Origin of the sequence: Streptomyces sp. NBC_00258 (assembly GCF_036182465.1) — a bacterium.
Classification (GTDB): Bacteria; Actinomycetota; Actinomycetes; order Streptomycetales; family Streptomycetaceae; genus Streptomyces.
Genome location: NZ_CP108081.1, coordinates 11014757 through 11040739 on the forward strand (window position 1 = coordinate 11014757; position 25983 = coordinate 11040739).

A 25983-nucleotide genomic window follows, 5' to 3' on the forward strand; every position below is an offset into this window, starting at 1 on the left:
CTGGCCTTGCCCAGCATGACCGGGGGTCCGGTCGTCGCCGCTCGACGACCCCGGCCGAACCCCTCCCCTCCATCGTCTGCCCGTCCGCCCGGCTCCGCCATTCGGGGGACGGCCCCCCCTACAGGGAGATGGTCACCTCGTCCTCGACCGGCGGGTCGAGTTCCTGCTCTCGATTGCCCGTCGCCGAGAAGCAGCGCAACCGGACCGAGTCCGGAGTGACGTCCAGCCGCAGGAAACACTTGAAGAACGGCGGGCTGTACGTCGCCGAGCCCGGGGACAGCAGCTGCGTGTACGCCTTGCGTACGGGGAGGCGGAAGCGGGAGGTGCGGTCCGGGCGGCCGCCGGCGCCCAGCAGGCTCGCGATCAGGCGGGTACGCAGGGTGACACGAGCCGGCGAGGCCTGAGCGCGGGTCGGGCGGATACCGAGCCGCTTCGCGATGACGGCGGTGGCTTCACCCTCGGTGAGAGTGAAGAAGCGCCGCATGCGCAGCCGACGCCCGTAGAGCCTGCTGTAGAAGGCGAGCGAGTCGCCGCGCAGCGGGTAGCAGCGGAAGTCGTCCTCGGTGACACCGGCGACGGAGACGCGCGGGACGGTGTGGGTGGCGTGCATGAAGGCCCCGCCGCCACCGGCGACCACGTACTGGATGGTGCGGCCGTCCACCGTCACCGGATAGCGCTGGTAGTTGTGGATGTCACCGCCTATCGCGGCCACGTAGTGATGGTCCGGATCGCGCACGATGTCATCGACGGTTCCGCCGCCGTCGATCGGGCAGGGGTGGCGCTCGGCGTCCACGTACAACGGGGAGCCGGTGATGAGGATCTTCGGGGTGTCTCCCTTGGACACCTCCCGAAGCCAGCGGCCCTGCTCGGCGTCGACGGTCCCCAGCAGACCGGTGTCGATGCCTATGATGCGCACCGGCCCGGCGTCGACGGCCCAGTACGGGCCGGGCTGGACGGCCTGTTGGGCGGGCGCCGAGCGCAACTGCCGTGCCTCGGCGAGGCGTTGCTCGTCGGTGGTGCGTGGCTTGTGCCACAGCAGCGACCGCAGCCAGGCGGGCGTCAGCGGGCGGGGCGCGGACTCCGGCGCGAGAGGCGGGGCCTCGCAGAAGACCCGCATGAAGCCCTGCAGGTCCTCGTACCAGTCGTGGTTGCCGGGTATCGCGTAGATGGGCGCCTGGTAGTCCTTGTACGGGCGATGGAACTTCGTGCCGTAGTCGTCGGCGGTGCCGACCGGATAGACCACGTCACTGGCGAGAACCGCGAACCGTGTGTCCTGACTGACCTTCAGAAAGCCGGGGACAACAGCGTATTGCGGGTCGTCGCCCTCTCCCGTGTCCCCGATGACCATGAACGAGAAGTGGTCCGGATCGTCGCGCCGGACCACCTTGTCGGCGGGTGCCCCGGCGACTGTCCGCTGCTCCACCCAGCGGCCGCGGGTCCGGCCGGTGGGGTCGCCGAACCAGGAGGCCAGCACGCCGTTGCGGGCGGGCCAGAGCGTCTTCGGGTTGAGCCAGGAGAGCTTCTCGACCCGGCGCGGCATCAGTTGCTTGTAGTCGCCGCGTTCCGCGGTGCCCCAGCCGGCGCCCTCGGCGGTGTCGCGTGAAGAGTGTGACATCGGTGCACGGTAACAACGCCCTCGTCCGGTGATCCAAGTGGGGCCGTCGGCCGGGACGGCCACCAACTACCGTGATGTGTATGGACATCAGTGTGGTTGCCGCGGCACGAGAGGACGACAGCCCGGTCGACGAGCCGTTGCGGGTGGCCGCGCTCGCCGACCGGCTCGGGTACCGCGAGGTGTGGGCCGGTGAGGGGCCCACCTGGGACGCCTTCGTACTCGCCACGGCGATCGGGCTCGCCACCGAGCGCGTCACACTGACCGCCGGGCCGGTTCCCGTCTCCGTACGAGACCCGTTGACGATCGCCAGAGGCGCGGCGTCGGCCGCCGCAGTGATCGGCCGCCCGGTCGGGGTGGCGCTGGGGACGTCCAGCAAGCGGGTGGTCGAAGGCGTCCACGGCCGGCCCCGCACCCGGCCCGCCGCCGCACTGGCACAGTCCGCCGAGGCGGTACGCGGTCTCATGCACGGCGAACCCGGCGAGGAGATCGTGCCCGGCAGCACCTTCCGCCGACGTCAGCGACCGCCCGGCGGCCCGCTCACCGTGGCGGCGTTCGGAGACCGCGCGATCGCCGTGGCCGCCGCGCACGCCGACCGCATGCTGCTCGACGTCGTCTCCCCAGAGCAAGTACGCGCCCTGCGCGGCAAGTTGACCGCGGCCGCCGAGCTCGCCGGCCGGACGCCGCCGCGACTGGCCGCCTGGCTGCCCGCGGCCGTCGACCCCGAGCCCGAGTCCCTGCGGCAGATCCTGCGGAGCATCGTCGGCTACCTGACCGTCCCGGGATACAGCGACGTGTTCGCCGCGGCCGGCTTCGGCGAGGCCGTCGATCTCGCCCGCTCCGACGCCACCCCGGAAACCCTCCTCGCCGCACTCCCACCCGAGGCGGCCAACACGCTTGCCCTGGTGGGAGACGCTTCGACCGTCCGCACCCGCATCGACGTGTACGCCGAGGCCGGCCTCGACGAGATCGCGGTGGTGCCTGCCACCGCGGGCGACCCGGCGGGGGAGCGGACGCTGACGGCGTTGGCGGACCTGGTGTCCGGGTGATGGAGACGGACGAGGCCCACCGCCTGCATCATGGCCGGATGAGTGATCGTGAGGAACTGCCGGCAGCGGTGGACGCGGAAGCGCTGCTCGCGCTGGCCGAGGCGTACCACGCGCGGGGGACACGGGCGTTGGGTACCCGCGAGGCCAGTGGGCATCTCGTGAAGGTGTACGCGATCGAGGCGCCGGGTCGCGTCGTGACGGAGCGGGACGAGTCGGCGGCGCTGCGGATCGCCGGAGCGCATCTGGCGCTCGGGCGCGCCCGGGGGTCGCTGGGACTCGCCGTTCTGCTCGTGCACGCGGGAGGCGACGGGGACTACGTCCTCGTCTGCAACTGGATCGAGGGGTACATGTCCGACCTGGCTGTCTTCTCCGGTCCGGCCGGGCAGCCCGAACTGCTGCGGCCGGGGCGGGTGGGCCTCGCACCCTGCGTCTGGGAAGCCGCCGTCCTGGCCCATGAGCGCGACGCGTTCGCACGGCACCTCCTCGACGGCAGCGGCCCGGTCCCGGACCGGCTGGCCGCGTGGGGTGCGGACACCATGGCGGGAGACGTCCGATGACGGGCGCTCCACGTGTGAGGCACGCGCGCCCCGCCGACCTGCCGCGTGTCGCCGAACTGGCGGCAGAGCATGCCTCGTACGAGAAGTCCGCACCGCCCGTCCCCGACCTCGCCGAACGGCTTGAGGTTCTCCTGTTCGGCACGCCGGCACCGGGGTTGCGGTGCCTCGTGGCGGAGTTGCCCGACGGCGAGGTCGTCGGCTACGCCACCTGCGCGCCCGAAATCTCCACCTGGGAGGGCAGCGAGTACCTCACCATGGACTGTCTCTTCCTTCGCGACGGCAACCGGGGCCTCGGCCTCGGTGCCGCGCTGATGGAGGCCGTGGTGGCCGAGGCGCGGGACCTCGGGCTAACCGAGGTCCAGTGGCAGACCCCCGCGTGGAACGAGGGCGCGATCCGCTTCTACGACCGCCTCGGCGCACGGGCCAAGGAGAAACTCCGCTACTTCCTGCCGGTTGAGGGCTGAACCGCCGAACCCATTGGCCGCTGAACCGTCGGCCCGCCCCGGGTCGGCCTTGTCCTGCTCAGGACAGGGGCGCTGTCGACCCCCTGATCACCACCCGGCAGGGCAGCGTCTCGACCCCCGAGCGCCGCGCCCCGGCGATCGCGGTGAACAGGGCGTGCGCGGCGGCGCGGCCCACCTGTTCCAGGTTCATGTCGACGCTCGTCAGGGGCGGCCGGGAGGCGGAGGTGAGGACCTGCCAGTTGTCGAAGCCCATGACCGCCACGTCCTCCGGCACACGGTGGCCGCGCTCGCGCAGTACGTCCATGACACCGCGCGCTATCTGATCGCTTCCGCACAGGACGGCATCCATGTCCGGGTGCTGGTCGAGGAGCATCGCGGTGGCCGCCCGGCCCCAGCCCTCCGACCACACCCCGAACCGCGGCTCGCCGGCCAGGGCGAGGCCGGCGTCGGCGAGCGCGGCCAGGGCCCCCTCGGACCGTTCCTGCGAGGCGAGGTACCCGGGGTCACCGGTGATGTGTGCGATCCGCGTACGTCCACAGGCGAGCAGATGCTCCACCGCGATCCGGCCGGCGCCAACGCTGTCGGGGACGATGGACAGATCCGCCGGATCCACGGACGGCGCGTACGCGTAGACGACGGGGACGGGCAGTTCGCGGCCCAGTGACGGACGCGGGTCGGTCCGGCTGCCCACCACGATGAGACCGTCGACCCGGCGGCCGAGCAGCGCGCGGACATGGTGCTGCTCGCGGATCGCGTCACCGCGGGCGTCGCAGAGGAACACGGCGACCTCGCCCGCGCCGAACGCGTCCTCCGCGCCCATGAGGATCGGGATGCTGAACCGGCCCTCCAGGTCGCTGGTGAGCAGCCCGACCGTGCCGGTCCGCCCGGCCAGCAGGCCACGGGCCACCTGGTTGGGCCGGAACGACAACCGCTCGGCCGCCTCGATCACCCGCTGTCTCGTCTCCGCACGTACCTGACTGCGGCCGTTGAGTGCCTTGGACGCGGTGCCGATCGACACGCCCGCCAGTCGGGCGACGTCGCTGAGCGTGGCGGGCTGCGAACGGGAGGGGCCGGTGGCCTGTGCCATGGGGATTGCTCCTGTCTCGCGTCTCTCGCGTCATGTGCCGACGCCGTCGCGGGTGCACGCCGCCCGGAAAACAGTACGCGAAACCGTTTCGGTGCCGATGCTTCCCAGGGTTTCGAAGAATCCTCGTCAGCCGTTTCCTGCAAGGGGATTGACGGGTTGTGAGTCGCGTCCTAGCGTCGCAGAAAACCTTTTCGGTTTTGTTTCCTTCGCAGAGTTCTTCGCAGAGTTCAGTGCCACCACATCCATCGTCCCGAACGGCCGGCCCGCCCAGGGCCCGCCGCACACGAGGGGGATCGACCATGGGGAGCACGGCCGGACCGCTTGGACACACACGCCGCCTCGTCACCGGTGCCATCGCGCTGCTCGCCGCCACGAGCCTGGTCACCGCATGCGGATCGGGGGCGGACGACTCTGGCGGCGGCGGGGGAGGGGGCGGAGCGGCGGGCGCCACCGGCACCGACGACGGCGCCAAGCTGACGATGTGGACGCGTGCGGCGACCAGGCCGCAGAGCGAGGCCCTGGTCAAGGCGTACAACGCGAGCCACAAGAACGAGATCGAGTTGACCGTCATCCCCACCGACGACTACCAGGCCAAGGTCGGTGCCGCGGCCGGGTCCAAGGACCTGCCCGACCTCTTCGCCTCCGACGTGGTGTTCGTCCCGAACTACACCTCCAGCGGCCTCTTCGCCGACATCACCGGACGCGTCGACGCCCTGCCCTTCGCCGACAAGCTGGCCCAGTCGCACATCAAGGCCGGTACGTACGAGGAAAAGAAGTACGTCGTGCCCCACACCCTCGACCTGTCGGTGCTCTTCTACAACAAGGCGCTCTACAAGCAGGCGAAGCTCGACCCCGAGAAGCCGCCCACCAGCCTGAGCGAGTGGGACCAGCAGGCAAGGGCCGTGGACGCGCTGGGCAGTGGCGTCAACGGCACCTTCTTCGGGGGCAACTGCGGTGGATGCGGCGTCTTCACCTGGTGGCCCTCCATCTGGGCCGCGGGCGACGAGGTGCTGAACAAGGAGGGAACCGAGGCCGAGCTCTCCTCCGACACCGCCAAGAAGGTCTACGACACCTACCGCGGATGGGTGGACGACGACATCGTGGCCCCGGGCGCACGTGACGAGACGGGCACGACCTGGACCGGCGTCTTCCCGAAGGGCAAGGTCGGCGTCATGCCGATGCCGTCCACCACCCTCGGGCTGATGCCCAAGGACCTCGACCTCGGTGTCGCGCCCATCCCAGGGCCCGACGGCGGCAAGTCCACCTTCGTCGGCGGCGACGCCGTCGGTATCTCCGCCACCAGCCAGTCCGCCGACCAGGCCTGGAACTTCCTCGCCTGGTCCCTGGGCGACAAGGCGCAGGTCGACGTCGTCGCCGCCAACAAGGACGTGGTCGCCCGCACCGATCTCGCGTCCAACAAGTACTCCGACGCGGACCCGCGGCTCGTGACGATCAACGAACTCGTGGCCGACGGCCACACCCCGTACGCCCTGAAGTTCGGCCAGACCTTCAACGACCCCAACGGGCCCTGGCTGACCCTGATGCGCAACGCCGTGTTCGGCGACGGCGCGAAGGTGGAGAAGGACAACGAGGCGGTTACTGCCTCACTGGCCGACTGAAGGGCACCACGGCGCTGAGGGACAGGGGCGCAGCCCGTCGTCCCTAAGGGGCGCGGGAACCGCGCGATCAGCCCCCACTCACCCGCAGCCCACCGTCAAGGCTCCGGGCCACAGGCCTGATCCCACCCACTCCAACCACATCGCACGGCAGAGGAGAGCCATGCAGGTGAAGGCGGCCGACCGAACGGCGCCCACGCACCGGAGCCCGCCGGAGCGCCGGACCCGCCCCCGGCGCACACCCGCGCGCCGGTGGCGGGCGTCCCGCAAGGCCCAGGGCCTCGCCTACGCGGCCCCCACGGCCGTGTTCGTCACGGCCTTCTTCCTGCTGCCGCTGCTGCTCGTCGGACAGATGTCACTCAGCGACTGGCCCCTGCTCGCGGGAGACCGGGGCGTCAACGCGCCCGAGAACTACACCGACGCGGCCGACAGCACCCTGTTCTGGCCGGCGGTCCGCTTCACTCTCCTCTACACCGTGATCGTCACGGTCGTACTCATCGCACTGGCGCTCCTCCTCGCCCTGCTGGTGCAGGAGTTCCGCCCCGGCGCGGGCTTCTTCCGCACGGTCTACTTCCTGCCCAGCGCCCTGGGACTGGCCTCCGCGTCCCTGCTCTTCTGGGGCCTCTACAGCCCTACCACCGGCCCCCTCAGCAGCATCCTGGAGAGCCTCGGCCTGGTCGACGACCCGGTGTCCTTCCTCGGGACATCGACCTCCGCGTTGCTCTCGACGGTGTTCCTCATCGTCTGGAAGTTCGCCGGCTTCTACATGCTGATCCTCCTCGTGGGCCTCCAGCGCATTCCCCACGAGGTGTACGAGGCGGCCCGGATGGACGGCGCGAGCCGCGGCCAGATCTTCCGCTCCATCACGCTGCCGCTGCTGCGCCCGTCCCTCGCCCTGTGCCTGCTGCTCTGCGTGACCGGATCGCTGCTCGCCTTCGACCAGTTCTTCATCCTCACCAAGGGAGGACCGGACAACAGCACAGTCACCGTCGTCCAGTTGATCTACCGCGAGGCCTTCCAGCGCCTCAACCTCGGTACCGCCGCCGCTCTCTCGATCATCGTGCTGGCCGTGCTGCTCCTGCTCAACGTCCTCCAGTTCCGCGGTCTGCGCCGCGCCGACGAGTCATGAAAGCCGCCTCATGAGCCTCGTGAGAGGGGACACCACCGTGCTCACCCGCGCCCTCGGCCGGACGCCCTACTACGTGGTCGCCGGTGGACTGGCCGTCATCTTCCTGTTCCCGCTGGTGTGGAACGCCTGGGCCTCGGTCAGCGGACAGCCGGGCACCGCGCAGGAATCCGGCTACGGCCTCGGCAACTACCGGACGCTCCTCGACTACGACGCCGGCCTGTGGCGCTATCTCCTCAACAGCACCGTCGTGTCGGCGCTCACCGTCGCCCTGACCCTCGGAGTGTCACTGCTGGGCGGTTACGCCTTCGCCCGCTTCGACTTCCCCGGCAAGAACCTGCTGTTCCTGCTCACCCTGGCCATCCTGATGGTCCCGTACGCCACCCTCCTCATCCCGCTGTACGTGCTGCTCGGCAGGCTCCACCTGCAGAACTCGCTGGTCGGGCTGAGCCTCGTACTGGCCATGTTCCAGCTGCCGTTCGCCACCTTCATGATGCGGATCTCGTTCGAGGCGGTACCGCGCGAACTGGAGGAGTCGGCGCTCGTCGACGGCTGCGGCACGGCGGGCGCGCTGCGCCGCGTCCTCCTGCCGGCGGTGCGTCCTGGGCTGATCACCGTGGGGCTCTTCGCGTTCCTCGCGGCCTGGAACGACTTCATCGCGCCGCTGATCCTCATCTCCGACAGCGAGAAGGCACCGCTGCCGCTGGCCGTCGCGAACCTGCGTCAGCAGAGCATGGGCGCCGTCGACTACGGCGCGACCGAGGCCGGCGTGGTGGTCCTCGCCGTGCCCTGTCTGCTCCTCTTCCTGCTTCTGCAACGGCACTACATACGCGGCTTCATGTCAGGTGCGCTCAAGGGCTGACGTGCCTCGCAGACCCCTGAATCGCCGTGACACCGACCCGAACAGACCTGATCGGACCGGCACCGACCCGAACGGACAACCGGAAGGACGAACCGAAGGCATGAACTGGTGAGGGAGAACATGGCACGGTCATCCGTCCTGCCGGTGGCGCCGACCCGGGGCAGGCTGCGGCCACTCGGTCTCGACGAAGTCAGGATCACCGGAGGTTTCTGGGCCCGACGCCGCCACGTCAACGCGACCGCCACACTCGGACACTGCCGCGACTGGATGGAACGCGTCGGCTGGACCGGCAACTTCCGCGCCGCCGCCGAGGGCCGGATCCACCGGGACCGGCGGGGCCGCGAGTTCACCGACGCCGACGTCTACAAGCTGCTCGAAGCCATGGCCTGGGAGGCCGCCGGGCAGGGCGCGGGTGCCCCGCTGGACGCCGAGATCGCCGCGCTCACCGAGATCATCGCACCGGCCCAGGAACCGGACGGCTATCTCAACACCGCCTTCGGCGCCCCGGGTCAGGAGCCCCGCTACAGCGACCTCGAATGGGGCCACGAGCTGTACTGCTACGGCTACCTCGTCCAGGCGGGCGTGGCCCAGACCCGCGCCCGGGGCGCGGGCGAGCTGGCGAAGATCGCCCGGCGGGCGGCCGACCACGTGTGCGCCACCTTCGGCCGGGGCGGTATCGAGCGCGTCTGCGGTCACCCTGAGATCGAGATGGCCCTGGTGGAGCTGGCCAGACTGACGGGGGAGCAGCGCTATCTCGACCAGGCCGCGCTCTTCGTCGACCGCCGCGGACACGGCACCCTCGCAGATCCCGAGTTCGGCCGCGCCTACTACCAGGACGACATGCCCGTCCCGGACGCCACGGTGCTGCGCGGACACGCCGTCCGCGCCCTCTACCTCGCGGCGGGCGCCGTCGACGTGGCGGTGGAGACCGGGGACGAAGACCTGCTCGCCGCCGTCGTACGGCAGTGGGAGGCCACGGTCGCCCGGCGGACCTATCTGACCGGCGGCATGGGCTCGCACCACCGGGACGAGGCCTTCGGCGACGACTTCGTGCTGCCGCCCGACCGCGCCTACTCGGAGACCTGCGCCGGTGTCGCCTCCGTGATGCTCAGCTGGCGGCTGCTGCTCGCCACCGGCGAACCACGCTTCGCGGACCTGGCCGAGCGGACCCTGTTCAACGTGGTCGCGACCTCCCCGTCCGACGACGGCCGGGCCTTCTTCTACGCCAACACCCTGCACCGGCGCCGCCGCGGCACCACACCCGCCACGGACACCGACAGCCCGCGCGCCGAGTCGAGCCTGCGCGCACCCTGGTTCGCGGTGTCCTGCTGCCCCACCAATGTGGCGCGGACCCTGGCCCAGCTGCCCGGCTATCTGGCCACGGCGGACGACCACGGCGTGCAGCTGCACCAGTACGCCGACTCGGAGATCACCACCTCCCTCGCGGGCGGCCACGGCGTCGCGCTGCGGGTCCGTACCGACTACCCGTCCGGCGGGCACGTGGCCGTACGGATCGGCAGGTCCCCTGACCGGCCCTGGACCCTAGCGCTGCGCGTCCCCGCGTGGACGACGGGCGCCACCGCATGGCTGGTCGACCCGGACGGGTCACGCCGCGTCGTCGCCCCGGGCACGGCCGAGATCACCCGGGTCTTCCGGCCGGGTGACGAGATCCGGCTCGAACTGCCCGTGGCCCCGCGCTGGACACGCGCCGACCAGCGCATCGACGCGATTCGCGGTACGGCGGCGGTCGAGCGCGGGCCGCTGGTGTACTGCGCCGAGTCCGTGGACCTGCCGGACGGCCACGAAGTCGACGCGATACGGGTGGACCCGTCCGCCCGGCCGACGGACGGACCGGCCGGACCGGATGAAGCGAGCGGCACCGTCGTGGTCGCCGGGGAACTCCTCGCACACGCCGAAGCGACCGACACGGCCTGGCCGTACGAGCCGCTGGACCGTCCCCTCGCGTCGGACACCGCCCGTACGGGGATCGTCCTGGTGCCCTATCACTCCTGGGCCGGCCGAGGCCCCTCCACGATGCGCGTGTGGCTGCCCACCGCGGAACCGGACCGAGCCGCGGAACCGGAACTCCGCGAGGAAAGGGACCGCCCCGCAGACCCGGACAGCACCCCCACAGGGAGGTAGTCGTGCACAGACCGCGAAGACGCCACCACCGAAGAACCCTGGCCGCGGTACTGGCTCTTGGGCTGCTGACCTCCCTCGCCGCCACCGTGCCCGCCGAGGCGGACAACTCGGCCATCGGCTACCCGGTCTACTCCGGATCCGCGGACCCCGTACCGGAGTTACCGGCAGGCTTCTCCGTCCGTCGCACGATGCACGCCCAGTACGACGCCGACCGGAAGTCGGGGAACGGCACCGACTTCTGGATGGACCGGATGCTGGCCCGCAAGGGCGAGGACCCGGCCGGCCCGTGGCTGTTCACCCGGGGCCGGGCCGTGTTCATGAAGGAGCACGACCCCTCCCGACTCGGGTTCGGCGGCAAGGTCGCCTACTGGGAGAGCATCGACAACCGGTCCGCGTACACCGTCACCCTGGCCGTGCACGGCGAGAACATCACCCTCCGCGAGAACACAGCCGCCAGGACGCAGACGCCCAGTTACTGGCGCAGCGAGTTCACCCACGAGGCCACCGGACTGAAGGTCACGCAGACCAAGTTCATCACCGAAGCGAACGTGGCGGTGACCAACTTGGCCGTCACCAACACGGGTTCGGCCCGTCGCGAGGTCACCCTGCGCGCCTCGTCCCCATACGCCACGACCACCGAGGGCCGGGAACTCACTGGCGCGGTGGCCGCGAAGAACAACCTCACCACGGTCTTTCCGCGCTTCAGTGGCGAGGGAATGGCCCCCGCTTCCGACGGCGAGGCCCTGACCCGCGCCATCGCGGTTCCGACCGGTGGCACCGTCACCACAAAGGTCCAACTCGGCTTCGTCACCGAGGAGATCGCCCGCTCGCGGCCGGAGTACGACTCCGTGCGCACCGCGAGCGCGCCCGCCGCCTTCCGTCACCACGTGCAGACCTACAACCGCTGGTGGGCGGAGAACCTGCCGTACATGGACGTGCCGGACGACAACATCGAGAAGACGCTGTACTACCGCTGGTGGCTGCTGCGTTACAACTACCTCGACGCCGACATCCCCGGCAACGACTACCAGTTCCCCACCTCCATGGAGGGCGTGCTCGGCTACAACAACGCCATCGCCCTGACCGTCGGCATGTTCGTCGACGACCTCAAGTACCTGCGCGACCCGAGCTATTCGTACGGTCCCTGGGTGTCAGCCGGAGAGGTGTCGAAGAACAGCAAGTACACCGACAACCCGGGGGATCCGGAGAACTGGTCCAACAGCTACACCCAGTACATCTCCGAGGCCGCCTGGCGCTCCTACCAGGTGCACGGCGGCCCCGACGGCATCGCGCGCAACCTCGCGCGGTACGCCGAGAAGGACGTCCGCGGCCAGCTGGAGAACTACGACGAGGACGGCAACGGGCTGATCGAGTACGACTGGGGCGCCATGACCGGCAACGACGCCGACGCGGTGTCCTTCGACTGGAAGCCGGGCAACCTCGACCGCGCCGAGTCGGCCTACGTCCACAGCAACGCCAACGCCGCGGCCGACGCGTACGACCTGATTGGCGAGACCGTGAAGGCCGACGAGATGCGAGGCGTCGCGAAACGGGTCAAGGACGCGGTCCTCGAGCACCTCTGGGACCCGAAGGACAAACTCCTCAAGCACCGGCACGTGGCCACGGACACGCTGGTGCCCTGGAAGGAGATCAACAACTACTACCCGTACAGCGTGGGCCTGATGCCCACGCCGGACGAGGACCCGCAGTACCTCGAAGCGCTGCGGCTGTGGGCGGACGCCGAGCAGTACCCCGTCTTCCCGTTCTTCACCGCGAACCAGGCCGACAAGGAGGAAGCGGCGGGACAGGGACACCCGGGAAGCAACAACTTATCCGTCATCAACTCCACCGTCACCTTCCGCTTCCTCTCCTCGGTGCTGCGGAAGTACCCGAACAAGTACATCGACAACACCTGGTACAAGAAGCTGCTGTCCTGGAACGCCTGGGCCCACTACGTCGACGGCGACAACCGGTGGCCCGACCAGAACGAGTTCTGGGCCGACGGCAGCGCCGACCCGCAGAAGATCGGCTACCGCTCCTGGATCCACCACACCATCCTCGGCACAACCAACTTGACCGTGATCGAGGACGCGATGGGCTTCCGGCCGCGCACCGACCGGAAGATCGAACTGTCGCCGATCGACATCGGCTGGCCCCACTTCGCCGTCACCGACATCAACTACCGCGGTACCGACGTGGCCGTGCTGTGGGACGAACCCGGCGACGGCGAACGGCCGTACGGGCGTCAGGTCCCCGAGGGCTACTCCGTGTACCTCGACGGGAAGCTCGCCTTCACCGCCGACTCCCTCACCCATGTCGTCTACGATTCGGTCACACGCAAGGTGACCTTCCCCGACGGTGGTGACGCGAAGGCCCGAACGACCGGTCTGCGTACGGCAGTTGCCGAGCCCCGGGACGTCGAGTACGGCGCCGAGGACCGTGTCACCGACCTGTTCGCCAAGGCGGGCCGGGACCTGACAGGTACCGCGAAGAAGAACCTCGCCGCCGGTGCCACGGCCCGTGCCTCCCATGAGGCCGAGGGGCGCGGAGTGGCCGGTGCCGTCGACGGTTTCACCATCAACGAGCCCTACTGGGGCGCCCGCGGCTCGGGCAACGCGGAGGACTGGTACGAGATCGACTTCGGCCGGCCGCGCAAGGTCGACGACGCGAGGCTCTACTTCTACAGCGACAAACGGCCGGGCGGATACGCCGAGCCCGCCCTCTACACCGTGCAGTACGAGAACGGCGACGGACAGTGGAAGGACGTGGCCCGCCCCGCCAAGTCACCGGTCAACCCGAGGGCCAACCTCAATCAGGTGCGCTTCCATGAGGTCATCACCGACAAGCTGCGGGTGTTGATGCGCCACCGCGACGGCCACACCAGCGGCCTGAAGGAGATCCAGGCGTACGCCACCGGAACCCGGCCTCCGGCGGCCCGGAACCAGGCCCCGTACGTCGAGGCGTGGCGCGACACCACGTACAGCCGGCCGGGCCAGGTCAGGCTGACAGGCATCGTCGAGGACGACGGGCTGCCGGAGCGGAAACTCTCCGCCGAATGGAAGGCGGTGGACGGCCCGGACGGCGGCACCGTCATCTTCGACGACCCACGCGCCTCGACAACTGTCGCCCGCTTCACCGAGGCGGGCACCTACACCCTCGAACTCACCGCCACCGACGGCACGTCGAAGTCGTCGAAGAAGGTCGCGGTCAAGGCGGAGGGACTCGCGGACGGACAGGCCAACGTTGCGCCGTCCGCGGCACCCACCGCCTCCTACACCTCGGGCTGGGAGTCGGTCGCAGCCATCAACGACGGCCGGGAGCCTGCGTCCTCCTCCGATGCCCCGCGCTGGGGCAGCTGGCCCGAGAAGGGCACGCAGTGGGTCCAGTACACCTGGGACGACCCGGTCCGTGTGGACGGGTCCGACCTGTACTTCTTCCGCGACGCACAGCCGGGCGCGACCGACGGCGTCGGAGTCCCCGAGTCCTGGGTCGTCGAGTACCGCGACGGCGACACCTGGCGCGAGGTCGCCTCGCCCAGCGAGTACGGCACCGCCGAGGACCGCTACAACCGGACCACCTTCACTCCCGTCACCACCACAGCCCTGCGGGCCCGGCTGACGGGCCATCCCGGCCTGGCCCTCGGCGTGCAGGAATGGAAGGTGTACGCCGAGACACCGGATTCCGTGCGCGAGGTCCACGTCCCCACCCCGCGCGGAAAGATCCCCGAACTGCCCCGAGAAGTGACGCTGGTGTACTCGGACGGTTCGACGGCGCGCTCGCCCGTCGCCTGGCCGGCCCTCACCGAGGAGCAGGTCGCCGAGGGCGGCACCAGCGTACGGATCACCGGGCTCGCCGACCGGACCGCACAGCCCGTCACCGCAATCGTATGGGTGCGGCAGACCGACGCGGTCGAGATCACCAGCATCGCCGAGGAACGAGTCACCACCCGGGCCGGCACGGCGCCCCGGCTCCCGGCGGCCGTGGTCGCCACCTACAACGACGGCTCCAAGGACAGCCGGATCGCCGTGACTTGGGATCCGGTGGATGCGGACCAGTACGCCCGGCCGGGGACCTTCGAGGTGAAGGGAACCGTGGCGGGAACCACCTACCGCGCCACGGCCACGATCACCGTGACCGCTCCGCCGTGAGAGAGCGGCCGCTGTTCCCCGCGTCGCCCCCATACGTACCCCACGACCGACGATCGGAGTCCGAGCATGTCCCAACCCCCCACCCGCCGCCGCTTGTTGGCGCTCGCGGCCGGGACGGCCGCCGTCCCGCTCGTGCACGGAGCCACCTCGGCGCATGCCGCCGTCGATACGGCCCCGACCGCGGTCGCCGCCCGGGCAGCTACCGTTGCTCCGGTGCCCGCCCCGCCGACCTGGACCGTTCTTCCCTTCGCGCTGGATCAAGTCACCCTCGGCAACGGGGTGTTCCGGCAGAAGCGCGACCTGATGCTCGACTACGCCAGGACCTACCCGGCCGACCGCATCCTGGCCGTCTTCCGGGCCAACGCCGGACTCGACACCCGCGGAGCCCGGCCGCCCGGCGGCTGGGAGACCTCCGACGGCAACCTGCGCGGCCACTACGGCGGTCACTTCCTCACCCTCGTCGCCCAGGCGTACGCCGACACACGGGAGTCCGCACTCAAGACCAAGCTGGACCATCTGGTCGGCGCGCTCGGCGAATGCCAGAAGGCCCTGGCGGAGAGCGGCTCGCCGAGACCGAGTCACCCCGGCTTTCTGGCGGCGTACCCGGAGACGCAGTTCATCCTGCTGGAGACCTACACGACGTACCCCACCATCTGGGCGCCGTACTACACCTGTCACAAGATCATGCGCGGTCTCCTCGACGCACACACCCTGGCCGGCAACGCCGAGGCCCTGGAGATCGTCTCGAAGATGGGCGACTGGGTGCACAGCCGGCTCGGCCGCCTGCCGAAGGCCCAGCTGGAGCGCATGTGGTCGATCTACATCGCGGGCGAGTACGGCGGCATGAACGAGGTGATGACGGACCTGTACGCCCTCACCGGCCGGGCGGAGCACCTGGCAGCCGCCCGCTGCTTCGACAACACCGCTCTGCTGGACGCCTGCGCCGAGGATCGCGACATCCTCGACGGTCGGCACGCCAATCAGCACATCCCGCAGTTCACCGGCTATCTGCGGCTGTTCGACCACACGGGGGAGGAGGAGTACGCCGCCGCTGCCCGCAACTTCTGGGGCATGGTCGCGGGCCCCCGGATGTACAGCCTGGGCGGCACGGGCCAGGGCGAGATGTTCCGCGCCCGGAACGCCATAGCGGCCACCCTGGACGACAAGAACGCCGAGACCTGCGCGACGTACAACATGCTGAAACTGAGCAGGCAGTTGTTCTTCCACGAGCCGGACCCCGCCTACATGGACTACTACGAGCGGGGCCTGACCAACCACATCCTCGCCTCCCGTCGGGACACCCGCAGCACGACCAGCCCCCTCGTCACCTACTTCGTGGGAATGGGGCCGGGGGTCGTGCGCGAGTACGACAACACCGGCACCTGCTGTGGCGGCACCGGCATGGAGAACCACACCAAGTACCAGGACTCGGTGTACTTCCGCTCCGCCGACGGCAGCGCCCTGTACGTCAACCTCTACCTCGCCTCGACACTGCGGTGGCCGGAGCGGGGCCTCGTCATCGAGCAGACGAGCGACTACCCGGCCGAGGGCGTACGCACGCTGACGTTCCGTGAGGGCGGCGGCAAGCTCGATCTGAAGCTGCGGGTGCCGTCCTGGGCCACGGGAGGCTTCACCGTCACGGTCAACGGAGTGCGGCAGCGGGTCGTCGCCGAACCCGGCAGCTACCTCACCCTGAGCAGAACCTGGCGGCGCGGTGACCGGGTCGGCGTCTCCGCCCCGTACCGTCTGCGCATCGAGAGGGCGCTGGACGATCCCACCGTCCAGTCGGTGTTCCACGGGCCGGTGCTGCTGGTCGCCCAGAGCCAGGAGCAGGCATTCCGCGTGTTCTCCTTCTACAAGGACTTCAGGCTCCGGGGCGACCTCGCCGACGTGATCCGCCCTGAGGGACGGCCGATGCACTTCACCACGCACGGCCTGACCCTGGCGCCGTTCTTCGTCGGGGACGACACCCGGTACCACGCCTACTTCAGGCGTTCCGAACCCGTTGTCGTGTTCGGCGCGGCGGACTCGGGCGTACCCAATCGCGCTCGCGCCGACGGTCTGACCTTCCTCGACGTGCTCTGGGCACAGGCGCCCTTCGAGACCTCCGCCCGCTTCGTCGCGGCGGTGCGCGCCCTCGCCGACACCTGGCTGTCGGGCGGGCTGTTCACGCGCGCGGAACGGGACCGCGTCGTCGCGGCGGCGGTGGGCGCGAACCTGAGGAGCTGACGCCATCGGGATGCCGCCGGACGTGTTCCGTGCCCCTGCCCGCAGTACGTGGGGCAGGGGGCACGCGGCACGGGGCAGCGAGCTGGTCAGGGCTTGACGGCCACCGCGCCGAACTGGGGGATCAGGGCAGGGCTGTCGGACTCGGCACGCCATCGCGCGCAGGAGACGAGGCCCGGGTCGAGGAGGTCCAGGCCTTCGAAGAAGGCCGTGATCTGCGCGCGGCTGCGGGCGGTGATCGGCGGAGTGGCGTTCTCGTTCCAGAACTTCATGGCCGCGATGTTGCCCTCGCCACCGAGGTCGGCGTCGGTGGTGGGATGGGTCAGGACCAGCCAACTGCCGGACGGAACCGCCGCCATGACCCGCCGCACGATGTCCTGTGCCCGGTCGGTGTCGAGGACGAAGTTGAGGATGCCCAGCATCATGACCGCGACGGGACGGTCCAGGTCCAGCGTCGCTCCGGCGCGCTCGATGATGGTCTCCGGTCGGTGGACGTCGGCGTCTATGTAGTCCGTGGCTCCCTCGGGCGTGCTGGTCAGCAGCGTCCGGGCGTGGGCGAGCACGATGGGGTCGTTGTCGACGTAGACGATCCGCGACTCGGGGGCGATCCGCTGGGCGATCTCGTGGGTGTTGTCCAGGGTGGGCAGTCCGGTTCCGATGTCGAGGAACTGCCGCGTCCCGAGGTCGGTGGCCAGATGCCGGACCGCACGGCCCAGGAACTCACGGTCCGCGCGGGCCACGTCCCGGATCACGGGGAACATACCGGCTACTTGGTCACCGACCGCCTGGTCGACCTCGTAGTTGTCCTTCCCGCCGATCCAGTAGTTCCAGACCCGGGCGTTGTGCGCCACCCCGGGGTTCAGCCTCGCCGAACCGCTGGACGGGGTCTGGGCTTCACTCATGTCTTTCCCTTCCCCGGACAACACGTCGGGCGTCCTGGGTGTGTGCGGCCGCCGGAGCGACATCGGACCGTTGCCCGCCATTGTGCCGCTCCTTGATCACGGAGTCCTGGGATTCGGCTCGCTTGTCCGTACGGCATACGACGTCTGTATGTCGTACGGCATCTGCACGGCGTCCGGCCCAGGGCTCCTGGGCCGGACGCCGTGTCGGACGGCTGACGGGCATGGTCGGTCTACGGCCAGTGGACGAGGGTGCCGGGCTTGTGATCCCCGAGCAGGATGACGCGTTCCGGCTCGTCGATGAGGCCGATGTCCGCGCAGGGGCCCTCCGGTTCCTTGTCGGCCGTCTGGAAGTGGCGTGCCTCCCAGCCGTCGAGGCCGTACCGGGTGAAGAGCTCGCTCATCACCTTCCTGAGCTCGGGGTGGGGGATGCAGGTGCGATCGGCGAAGCGTTCCTTGAGATCGGCACGGAGGCGGGAGAGGCCGAGTTGTTCCCGTGTCGGCCCGAGGTAGGGGTCGGCACGGTGACGTGCGCACTGGTCCTTGCCACCGGGGTAGACCTTGATGGAACCCTGCAGAGAGCTGTCGACGCAGGCGGTGAGCGCGTCGGGCACCGGCTGGCCGAACATCTCGGACCACTGCTTCCGGCATACCGCCACCGGATCGTCCGCCCCGGGGTCGAAGCCGACGACGGCATCCCCCTGGGCGGGTCCTACGCAGACCAGCCCCGTCGAGTCCAGGGTGTGTCCCTTGCCGTCGCCGGCCACCCAGGCGTACGTCCCCGCGGTCGCGCCCGCCACGACCAGCGCCACCACCGGAGCCATGATCAGGGTGCGCCTGCGCCGCTGCCGGGTGCGTCGGCGTACTTGGGCGAGGATCCGTTCCGCGGCCGGCGAGTTGGGGTCCGTGGCCGAGTCGCCGGGAGCCGGATCGCTGCTACGGAGCATTCGGTCGAGCACGTCATCGCTCAGCATGGTTCTTCTCCTTTGCCGGATCCTGGTGCGCGTTCGCCGCGGCGAGACGTTGACGCAGCCGCTGTCTGGCCCGGTGGAGGCGGGTGTCGACGGCTCCGACGGAGATGCCCAGCACGGTCGCGATGTCGTTGCGGGACAGGTCGTCCCAGTAGGCGAGGCGCAGTAGTTCCCGATCGGCGTCCGAGGCCTGTGCCAGGGCCGCCGCGAGGCCGTCGCCCGCGTCTTCCGCGCCGTACGGGTCGGCGGCGGGCGGCGGATCAGGTTCCGCCCGTTCGGCGACCCGCATCAAGAGTCGAGCCCAACGCCGTTGACTGCGGGCCTGGTTGGCCAGTACCCGGCGTGCGATGCCGAGCAGCCACAGCACCGCCTCCTCGTCATCGGCGGGCAGATGTCGCCTCTTGCGCCAGGCCACCGCGTACACCTCGGCCACCGCGTCGTGCGCCGCCGCTTCACTCGCCCGGCGCAGGCAGTACGCCATCACCCGGCGGAAGGTCTGCCGGAACAACTGCTCCAGCCGTTCACTCCGCTCATCCGCGTTCATGCCCAGCAATGTCCACCACGCCCCGATGCCTTACGGGTCGCCGTCACCTTCCCGATCCGACCACCGTCCTGATCCTGACCGCCGGCCGGCCCGCACCAGCGTTGAGGCCGACGCAGAGGCCAACGCCTTCCGGCAGGGGTGGGCTGTCCTGAGGGCCGCGGGCCCCGGCCTGGGCGCTGTCCGCCCAGGCCGGGAACCTGCCCTCGCCCTCGCTCCCGGCCCGATTCAGGACTGGTACGGCTGCTGCTGCGGCTGCCCGTACGGCTGACCGCCCTGACCGCCCGCACCCTGAGCCTGCAGCTGCTCGGCCTGCTCCTTGGTCACCTTCTGCTCCGCACCACAGAAGGTGCACTGCGTCTGGTACTTCGTCGAGAACGGGAACAACGGCACGAAGAACAGCGTGAACTTCGTGACACGCTTCCTGAGCGTGTGCGCGGAGGGATTGCCGCACTGCCCGCACACCAGCGTCAGTATCGCGAGCTGGTACAGATATCCCTTGGTACCAAAGATGATCATGTTGTTGATTCCTCCCGGGTCAACGCCCGCCGACACACCGCCGACGAACAACGAGGCGCGCTCACGCAGGACAGTCTCGTGCACGTCGATCTGTTCGGCGGAGGGCATCCACATTCTCGCTGCGCGGAGATGCCGCCCGCTTCGAGGTGATCAGTTACGGGACGCCCGGCCCGAGCGAGGCTCCCGGACTAACATGACCAAATGGCCGTCGACCTGTTTGCAGGGATTCCCGTCAGCGACTATGCGAGGGCGCTGGCCTGGTACGAGCGGTTGTTCGGAACTCCGCCGACGTACGTTGCGGGCGACGCGGAGGCTGTGTGGGAGCTCGCGGAGCATCGTTCGGTGGCCGTCGAGCATCGGCCCGAGCATGCGGGGCATGCCCTTCACACCGTCTTCGTCGATGACTTCGATGCCCGTGTGGCCGGGATGGCCGACCGGGGGATCGAGCCGACGAAGCGGGAGACGTACGGCAACGGTGTGCGTAAGGCGACGTATCACGATCCCGAGGGGAACGAGATCGGGTTCGGTGGGGCGCCCCTCTGATCGGCCACCTTGGAGGCAGGGGACTGGACTCGGACCGAGGAACGCTCGGGCCGCTGCCTTGAGGTTCCTTGGTCGCCGACTGGAACCTGATCTTCGGACTGAGCGTCGTACTGGGCACGTCGTGCTCATGGATGTGGCGCGGGGACAGGGCCGGGGTGGATGGGTGGGACGTGGGGGAGCAGGCGAACAGCCGTGTGGTGCCGGGGGCGAAGGCCGTGGCGGTCCGCCGGTGGCTGAGGACCGTCGATTGGTGGCGGTGGGGTAAGGACACGGCAGGCCGGTCTCCCTGGGCGCGTGGGCGTGTTCTCGCGTCGCTCGCCGTGCTGACCGCCCTGCTGATGGCGTTCCACTCCGTCGTGCCCAACTCGGTGGGTCGCCTCGGCAGCCTGCTGGAGACGTTTCTGCCCTGGCTGGGCCTGGCCGTCCCGTTGTTGCTCGTCCTGGCGCTGCTGCGCCGCTCGGCCATCGCCCTGGTGGCGCTGCTGTTGCCCGGGGCGGTCTGGGGGAACCTCTTCGGCGGGATGGTGCTGGCCGAGGAAGACAGCGGCGCGCACGACATCGTGGCGGTCCAGCACAACGTCAGTGACGAGAACAGCGACCCCGAGGGCACCGCGAGCGCCCTGATCGAGGCCGCCCCGGATGTCGTCGCTCTGGAAGAGCTGACGCCCTCCGCGCTGTCGGTCTACGAGTCGGCCCTGGCAGCGGACTACCCCCACCACGCGGTCGAAGGAACCGTCGGGCTCTGGTCGAAGTATCCGCTGTCGGACGTACGTCCGGTGGACATCAAACCGGAGGGTATCCCCGAGGGCTGGAACCGCGGCCTGCGGACCACGGCACGCACGCCCCGGGGCGATATCGCGGTGTACGTCGCCCACCTGCCCTCGGTCCGCATCCGATGGAACGGCCTCAGCTCCGGTTGGCGGGACGAGAGCGCCGGTCTGCTGGGTGAGGCCATCGCCGCCGAGAAGCTGGCCAAGGTCATTCTGCTGGGCGACCTCAACAGCACGCTGGACGACCGCGGGCTGGACCCGGTCACCGAGCGGATGGACTCGGCAGGGCGAAACTTCGCATTCAGTTGGCCCGCGGCCTTCCCCGTCTCCCGGATCGACCACGTCATGACCCGCTCACTGGTGGTCACCGACACTCGCACCCTGCCCGCCACCGGCAGCGACCACCTCCCGATCGCCGCCGACATCAGGTTCTAGCCCCGAACTTGCCGCAATCGATCAGTCGGTGAGCCGGACGGGCACGCGATGATCCGGCTGTCCGTCCTTGGCGAGCGTCGAGTGCTCATCAGCAACCGCGCGATAGAGGGCCACACCTGAGACGCCTTGAGCGTCTGCGAGGTCGTCGGCGGTCCATACCCGGCCGCCGTGCGTGACCGACCGGCGGGAGAAGACGGCGATCGCGTCCTCCGCGTCGGCGGCGTCCACCGCGGACGCGACGGCGGACATGTACACACCCTGTCCGGTACTGATCGCCACCGAGGAGTCGAAGACCACGATGCCCACCTGGGGGCGTACCGCGATGTTGCGTGAGTGGGTGACCTGCGGTGAGGAGACCCAGAAGAACTCGCGGTACCCCCGGTGGGCGAAGTACACCGGTGAACTCCACGGCGTTCCCGCATGGTCGGCGGTGGCGAGCACCATGTACCTGTTCGCGTCGACGATGTCGCGTGGTACGTCGGCTGGGAATGCCGGTGATCCGCTGAATGCCATCTCAAAGACTCCTGCGGTAGGTGAGCGTGAAGTCGTGCTCCCAGGTGGTCGAGTCGTCGTGCGAGGTCTCCCAGCTGCCTCGGATGGTGGTGCCGTCGTCGCCGACGTGTCCGGTGAACCGCTGCCGGAAGTCCAGTGGCGAGAAGTCCGGCGCCTCGCGCAGCAGTCGCCACACTCCGCCGGCGAAGCTCATCGCGTACACCCGGACGACACCCCGAGAGTCGAAGTAGTGCTGCGTGTACGCGTCCGTCTCCGGGTCGGCCGCGATGATCGCCATGCTGTCCGGGGCCTCGGCCAGCGAGATCTCGGTGCGCTGGACCAGGAACCGTCCGTCCAGGGTCCACTCGAACACGCTACGCGCGGCAGGTGTGTCCAGGCCGGGGAAGTCGGCCTCCACCACCCACTCGCCGACCAGAACGTCCAGCCGCTCCAAGGCTTCCTGCCGTGCCGATCCGTCCATGGTGACCATCTCCTCCTCGCCGATCGTTGTCGATCGTCGACGCTCATCGGTTGTAGGACGACCTCGGCGGAAGAAACTCATCGGTCCCGCCGCTCGGGGTGGGATCAGTCGACGAAGTCGGCGACGAGGACGGCGAACTCGTCGGGCGTAGCCAGCCGGACGCCGAGGGACTCGGCCTTGGCACGCTTGGATCCGGCGCCTTCACCGGCGACGACCATAGTGGTCTTCTTGGAGACGCTGGAGGAGGAGCGGCCCCCGGCGCGTTCGATGAGTTCGTTCATCTGGTTGCGGCTGAGCTTCTCCAGCGGCCCGGTCATCGCACCGGTGACGACCACGGTCATCCCCGCCAGCGGACCGGCCGCCTCGCTCGCACCGCTCTTCTCGCCCTTCTCCTCGACGCTCCCCTCGCTGTTGTCTTCGCTGCTCTCGGCGGCAGGCTGGGGCGGGGTGGCGCCGGGCTCGGTCATGTTCATCCCGACCGCGGCGAGTTTGTCGATCAGCGGGGCCAGTTCGGCCAGTTCGGCGACGATCGACGGGGCCTTCTCGGTACCGATGCCCTCGACCTGCTGCATCGTTTCGGCGTCGGCGGCGCGGATGTGGTCCATCGTGGCGAAGTAGCGGGCGATACGGCGGGACATGGACCGGCCGGTGCCGCGGACCCCGAGCGCGCACAGCACCCGCGACAGCGGTCTCCCCTTCGCCGTGTCGAGCGCGGCGAGGAGGTTGTCGGTGCTGGTCTCGCCCATCCGCTCAAGAGCCAGCAACTGGTCGCGGGTGAGGGAGAACAGGTCGGCGAGATCCTTGACCAGGCCCGCCTCGACGAGCTGGACGACGCGCGTGTGGCCGAGGCCCTCGATGTCGAGTTGGTCGCGCCCGGCGGCGTACGAGAGGGCGGCGACCAAGTGGCAGTTGCGGCCGTTCTCACAGCGCCAGCGCTGCTCGCTGGTGTCGATGCCGGCCCCGCAGCGCGGACACACGTCGGGGAAGACGATGGGCTGTTCGTCACCGGTGCGCAGATGGGCGACGGGGGCCTCGATACGGGGGATGACGTCGCCGGCCCGGTGGACCATGACATGGTCGCCCAGGCGCAGATCGCGGCGGGTGATGTCGGCCGGGTTGTGCAGGGTGGCGTACGTGATGGTGGCGCCGTCGATCTCGACCGGCTCCAGCACCGCGCGCGGGGCGATGATGCCGGTGCGGCCGACGTTCCACTCCACCTCCAGCAGCCGGGTGATCTTCTCCACGGCGGGCAGCTTGTAGGCGATCGCCCAGCGCGGGGCGCGTGAACCGGAACCGGCGGCCCGCTGGTCGGCGGCCAGGTCCGCCTTGATGACGATGCCGTCGATCCCGAACGGCAACTCGGCCCGCAGCGCGGCGATCTCCCGCACCCGGTCGAGTACCTGCTCGGCCGTCTCCGCGGTGACGCCGGGCACGGCGGTCGTGGCGGTGGTGTTCACCCCGAGCGCGGCGGCCCGCACCATGAGGTCGCTGTGCGCGCTCTCGCCCAGCCGCTCCGCGAGCTCCGCCTCGGTGTCGGCAAGAGGCAGCAGGCCGTAGCCGAAGAACGTCATCGGCACCGTGTAGGCACGCTCCTTGGCCCGCAGGGTGCCCGCCGAGGCGCCGCGCGGGTTCGCGAACGGCTGCCCGCCGTGCGCGGTGCGCACCTCGTTGGCGTGCTCGAACTGGGCGGTGGTCATGAGGACTTCACCGCGCACCTCCACGGTCACCGGCTCGGCCAGCGCCTGGGGCAGGCCCTCGATGGTGCCGATCGCATGCGACACGTCCTCCCCGGCCGTCCCGTCGCCCCGAGTGATCAACCGGTCCAGACGCCCGCGCGTGTAGCGGGCCGCGATCGCCAGACCGTCCAGCTTCGGCTCGACACTGAACTGCTCCGCCTCGTGGCCGATACGCCGGGCCAGCGACGCCGTCCAGGCGGTGAAATCCTCGGCCGAGAACACGTTGTCCAGGCTGAGCATCGCCACCGTGTGCGGTACATCCCCCTCCACAGCGCCCCCGGCGACCTTCCCGCTCGGGGAGTCGGGCAGCACCTCGTCGGGATGGTCGGCCTCCCACGCCGCGATACCGCGCACCAGCCGGTCGTAGGAGTCGTCGTCCAGCACCGAGGTGCCGCCCGCGTAGTAGGCGGCCGAAGCCTTCACCGCGTCCTCGACCGCCTGCGCGTAGGCGGCGGCGTCCACGATCACTGCAGCTGGTGTTGTCATGCCCGTCATCTTGCCTCCCACCACTGACAACGCCCCGGTGTCGGCGTACCCGTCCACGCATTCAGCCGCGTCGGTGCCCTGCGGTATGTCATGGGCGCACGGCACCACGGCCTGACCTGCCCTGCGTGGCCTCCCGGCTGGCACAATGACGGCGCATCAGACCCGAGTCGCCGCCCGAAAGGCTCCGTCGTGCCGCAGCAGACCGACACGGACTCCGGCTTCGCCGAGCTCCTGGAGCCGTACCGCCGCGAATTGCAGGTGCACTGCTACCGCATGACCGGCTCGTACGACGAGGCCGAGGACCTGGTCCAGGAGACGTTCCTGAAGGCCTGGCGGAGCCGGGAGGCGTACGAGGGCCGGGCGAGCGTACGCACCTGGCTGTACCGCATCGCCACCAACACCTGCCTGGACCACCTGCGCCGCCACCAGCGCACCCCGCACCCGTACGAGCGGCTGCCCGGCATGGAACACGGCAAGGGCGAGCCGCCGACGCGTATCGAGTGGCTGCAGCCGTACCCCGACGAGCTGCTCGCCGACATCCCCGCCGAGGAGGCGGGCCCCGAGTCGCAGGCGCTGTCGCGCGAGACGGTCGAACTGGTCTTCCTTGCCGCCCTGCAGCATCTGCCGCCGAGGCAGCGGGCGGTACTGATCCTGCGGGACGTGGTGGGCCTGCCGGCCACGGAGACCGCCGGGCTGCTGGAACTGTCCACCGCCTCCGTCAACAGCGCCCTGCAGCGCGCCCGACCCGCACTGCGCGAGCATCTCCCCGCGGGCCGCCGTACGGAATGGGCGCCTGCGGCCGCGCCGACCCGCGAGGAGCGCGAGGTGGTCGAGCGCTACCGGGACGCGGCCGAGCGGCTCGATCTGTCCGCGATGGCGGAGCTGCTGGCCGCCGACGCCAGGCTCACCATGCCGCCGAACCCGTTCTGGTTCGTCGGACGCGACGCGATTCTCGCCTTCGTCGGCCAGACTCTCGACGTGGCCTCCCCGATGTACTTCGGCCGGTGGCGGCACCTGCCGACCTGGGCGAACGGGCTGCCCGCGATGGGCGGTTACGTCCAGCGGCCGGGGACGACCGTCTACCGCGCCCAGACCCTGGACGTCCTGCGTATCGAGGACGGCCGCATCGCGGAGATCACCACGTTCGAGCCGCACCTGCTGCCGGCTTTCGGGCTGCCGCTGAAGATTTCCGACCAGGAGCGATGACTGGCGCGCTCGCCG

At 69.9% G+C, this 25983-nt stretch carries 21 protein-coding genes; 12 read left to right on the forward strand and 9 right to left on the reverse strand.

Annotated features, from left to right (window positions below):
* Positions 1-118: 118 nt before the first annotated feature.
* A complete protein-coding gene (locus tag OG718_RS48870; RefSeq protein ID WP_328847240.1) occupies positions 119-1615 on the reverse strand; it encodes a metallophosphoesterase family protein in 1497 nt (498 codons plus the stop codon).
* A gap of 80 nt (positions 1616-1695) precedes the next feature.
* Here OG718_RS48870 and OG718_RS48875 point away from each other — a divergent pair, with 80 nt between their 5' ends.
* Genes OG718_RS48875 through OG718_RS48885 form a run of 3 tightly spaced genes read left to right on the forward strand, consistent with a single transcriptional unit; the run spans position 1696 to position 3682 of the window.
* Positions 1696-2661: an LLM class F420-dependent oxidoreductase gene (locus tag OG718_RS48875; protein ID WP_143642471.1), complete on the forward strand. Its 966-nt coding sequence runs from the start codon at positions 1696-1698 to the stop codon at positions 2659-2661.
* A gap of 38 nt (positions 2662-2699) precedes the next feature.
* Entirely contained in the window at positions 2700-3218 is a 519-nt protein-coding gene (locus OG718_RS48880) for a hypothetical protein (RefSeq protein ID WP_143642469.1), read from the forward strand.
* Positions 3215-3682 (forward strand): GNAT family N-acetyltransferase, encoded by a 468-nt coding sequence (locus OG718_RS48885; RefSeq protein WP_328847241.1) that lies wholly within the window; start codon positions 3215-3217, stop codon positions 3680-3682. Before OG718_RS48880 ends, OG718_RS48885 begins: the two co-directional genes overlap by 4 nt.
* A 58-nt stretch (positions 3683-3740) precedes the next feature.
* On the opposite strand, the gene OG718_RS48890 is transcribed toward OG718_RS48885, so the two are convergent.
* The gene (locus OG718_RS48890; RefSeq protein ID WP_143642464.1) at positions 3741-4769 is read right to left on the reverse strand and encodes a LacI family DNA-binding transcriptional regulator; all 1029 of its coding nucleotides are present in this window, start codon (positions 4767-4769) and stop codon (positions 3741-3743) included.
* A 299-nt stretch (positions 4770-5068) separates the two neighbouring features.
* Between OG718_RS48890 and OG718_RS48895 the strand changes: the two genes are divergently transcribed.
* From OG718_RS48895 to OG718_RS48920, 6 genes are all read left to right on the forward strand, one after another.
* Positions 5069-6388: an ABC transporter substrate-binding protein gene (locus OG718_RS48895; protein ID WP_143642462.1), complete on the forward strand. Its 1320-nt coding sequence runs from the start codon at positions 5069-5071 to the stop codon at positions 6386-6388.
* A 160-nt stretch (positions 6389-6548) separates the two neighbouring features.
* Positions 6549-7514 (forward strand): carbohydrate ABC transporter permease, encoded by a 966-nt coding sequence (locus OG718_RS48900; RefSeq protein ID WP_328847242.1) that lies wholly within the window; start codon positions 6549-6551, stop codon positions 7512-7514.
* Between the two features lie 37 nt (positions 7515-7551).
* On the forward strand, positions 7552-8373 hold the full coding sequence (locus tag OG718_RS48905) for a carbohydrate ABC transporter permease (protein WP_200402063.1): 822 nt from the start codon (positions 7552-7554) through the stop codon (positions 8371-8373).
* A gap of 120 nt (positions 8374-8493) precedes the next feature.
* Positions 8494-10515, forward strand: a complete 2022-nt coding sequence (locus tag OG718_RS48910; RefSeq protein ID WP_328847243.1) for a glycoside hydrolase family 127 protein — start codon at positions 8494-8496, stop codon at positions 10513-10515.
* Positions 10516-10517: 2 nt separating this feature from the next.
* The gene (locus tag OG718_RS48915) at positions 10518-14663 is read left to right on the forward strand and encodes an Ig-like domain-containing protein (RefSeq protein WP_328847244.1); all 4146 of its coding nucleotides are present in this window, start codon (positions 10518-10520) and stop codon (positions 14661-14663) included.
* Between the two features lie 66 nt (positions 14664-14729).
* Positions 14730-16892, forward strand: a complete 2163-nt coding sequence (locus OG718_RS48920; RefSeq protein ID WP_328847245.1) for a beta-L-arabinofuranosidase domain-containing protein — start codon at positions 14730-14732, stop codon at positions 16890-16892.
* 86 nt (positions 16893-16978) lie between these two features.
* On the opposite strand, the gene OG718_RS48925 is transcribed toward OG718_RS48920, so the two are convergent.
* The 4 genes from OG718_RS48925 to OG718_RS48940 form a co-directional block, all read right to left on the reverse strand.
* A complete protein-coding gene (locus OG718_RS48925; RefSeq protein WP_143642456.1) occupies positions 16979-17791 on the reverse strand; it encodes an SAM-dependent methyltransferase in 813 nt (270 codons plus the stop codon).
* A 230-nt stretch (positions 17792-18021) separates the two neighbouring features.
* The gene (locus OG718_RS48930) at positions 18022-18762 is read right to left on the reverse strand and encodes a hypothetical protein (RefSeq protein WP_328847246.1); all 741 of its coding nucleotides are present in this window, start codon (positions 18760-18762) and stop codon (positions 18022-18024) included.
* Positions 18749-19303: an RNA polymerase sigma factor gene (locus tag OG718_RS48935; RefSeq protein WP_143642452.1), complete on the reverse strand. Its 555-nt coding sequence runs from the start codon at positions 19301-19303 to the stop codon at positions 18749-18751. Before OG718_RS48935 ends, OG718_RS48930 begins: the two co-directional genes overlap by 14 nt.
* A gap of 225 nt (positions 19304-19528) precedes the next feature.
* Positions 19529-19819: a zinc-ribbon domain-containing protein gene (locus tag OG718_RS48940; protein ID WP_143642582.1), complete on the reverse strand. Its 291-nt coding sequence runs from the start codon at positions 19817-19819 to the stop codon at positions 19529-19531.
* 201 nt (positions 19820-20020) lie between these two features.
* On the opposite strand from OG718_RS48940, the gene OG718_RS48945 reads away from it, so the two are divergent.
* The gene (locus OG718_RS48945) at positions 20021-20362 is read left to right on the forward strand and encodes a VOC family protein (RefSeq protein WP_143642450.1); all 342 of its coding nucleotides are present in this window, start codon (positions 20021-20023) and stop codon (positions 20360-20362) included.
* A 68-nt stretch (positions 20363-20430) separates the two neighbouring features.
* On the forward strand, positions 20431-21567 hold the full coding sequence (locus OG718_RS48950) for an endonuclease/exonuclease/phosphatase family protein (RefSeq protein WP_328847247.1): 1137 nt from the start codon (positions 20431-20433) through the stop codon (positions 21565-21567).
* 21 nt (positions 21568-21588) lie between these two features.
* Here the strand turns inward: OG718_RS48950 and OG718_RS48955 are convergent, their stop codons facing one another.
* The 3 genes from OG718_RS48955 to ligA all read right to left on the reverse strand — a co-directional run bounded on the left by OG718_RS48955 (position 21589) and on the right by ligA (position 24762).
* Positions 21589-22080, reverse strand: coding sequence for a pyridoxamine 5'-phosphate oxidase family protein (locus OG718_RS48955; RefSeq protein ID WP_328847248.1), 492 nt, complete (start codon positions 22078-22080; stop codon positions 21589-21591).
* Position 22081: 1 nt separating this feature from the next.
* Complete coding sequence (locus OG718_RS48960; RefSeq protein ID WP_328847249.1) at positions 22082-22540, reverse strand: hypothetical protein; 459 nt, start codon at positions 22538-22540, stop codon at positions 22082-22084.
* A 104-nt stretch (positions 22541-22644) separates the two neighbouring features.
* On the reverse strand, positions 22645-24762 hold the full coding sequence (ligA, locus tag OG718_RS48965; RefSeq protein WP_328847250.1) for an NAD-dependent DNA ligase LigA: 2118 nt from the start codon (positions 24760-24762) through the stop codon (positions 22645-22647).
* Positions 24763-24852: 90 nt separating this feature from the next.
* Here ligA and OG718_RS48970 point away from each other — a divergent pair, with 90 nt between their 5' ends.
* Positions 24853-25968, forward strand: a complete 1116-nt coding sequence (locus OG718_RS48970) for a sigma-70 family RNA polymerase sigma factor (RefSeq protein WP_373466312.1) — start codon at positions 24853-24855, stop codon at positions 25966-25968.
* The last annotated feature ends 15 nt before the right edge of the window (positions 25969-25983 follow it).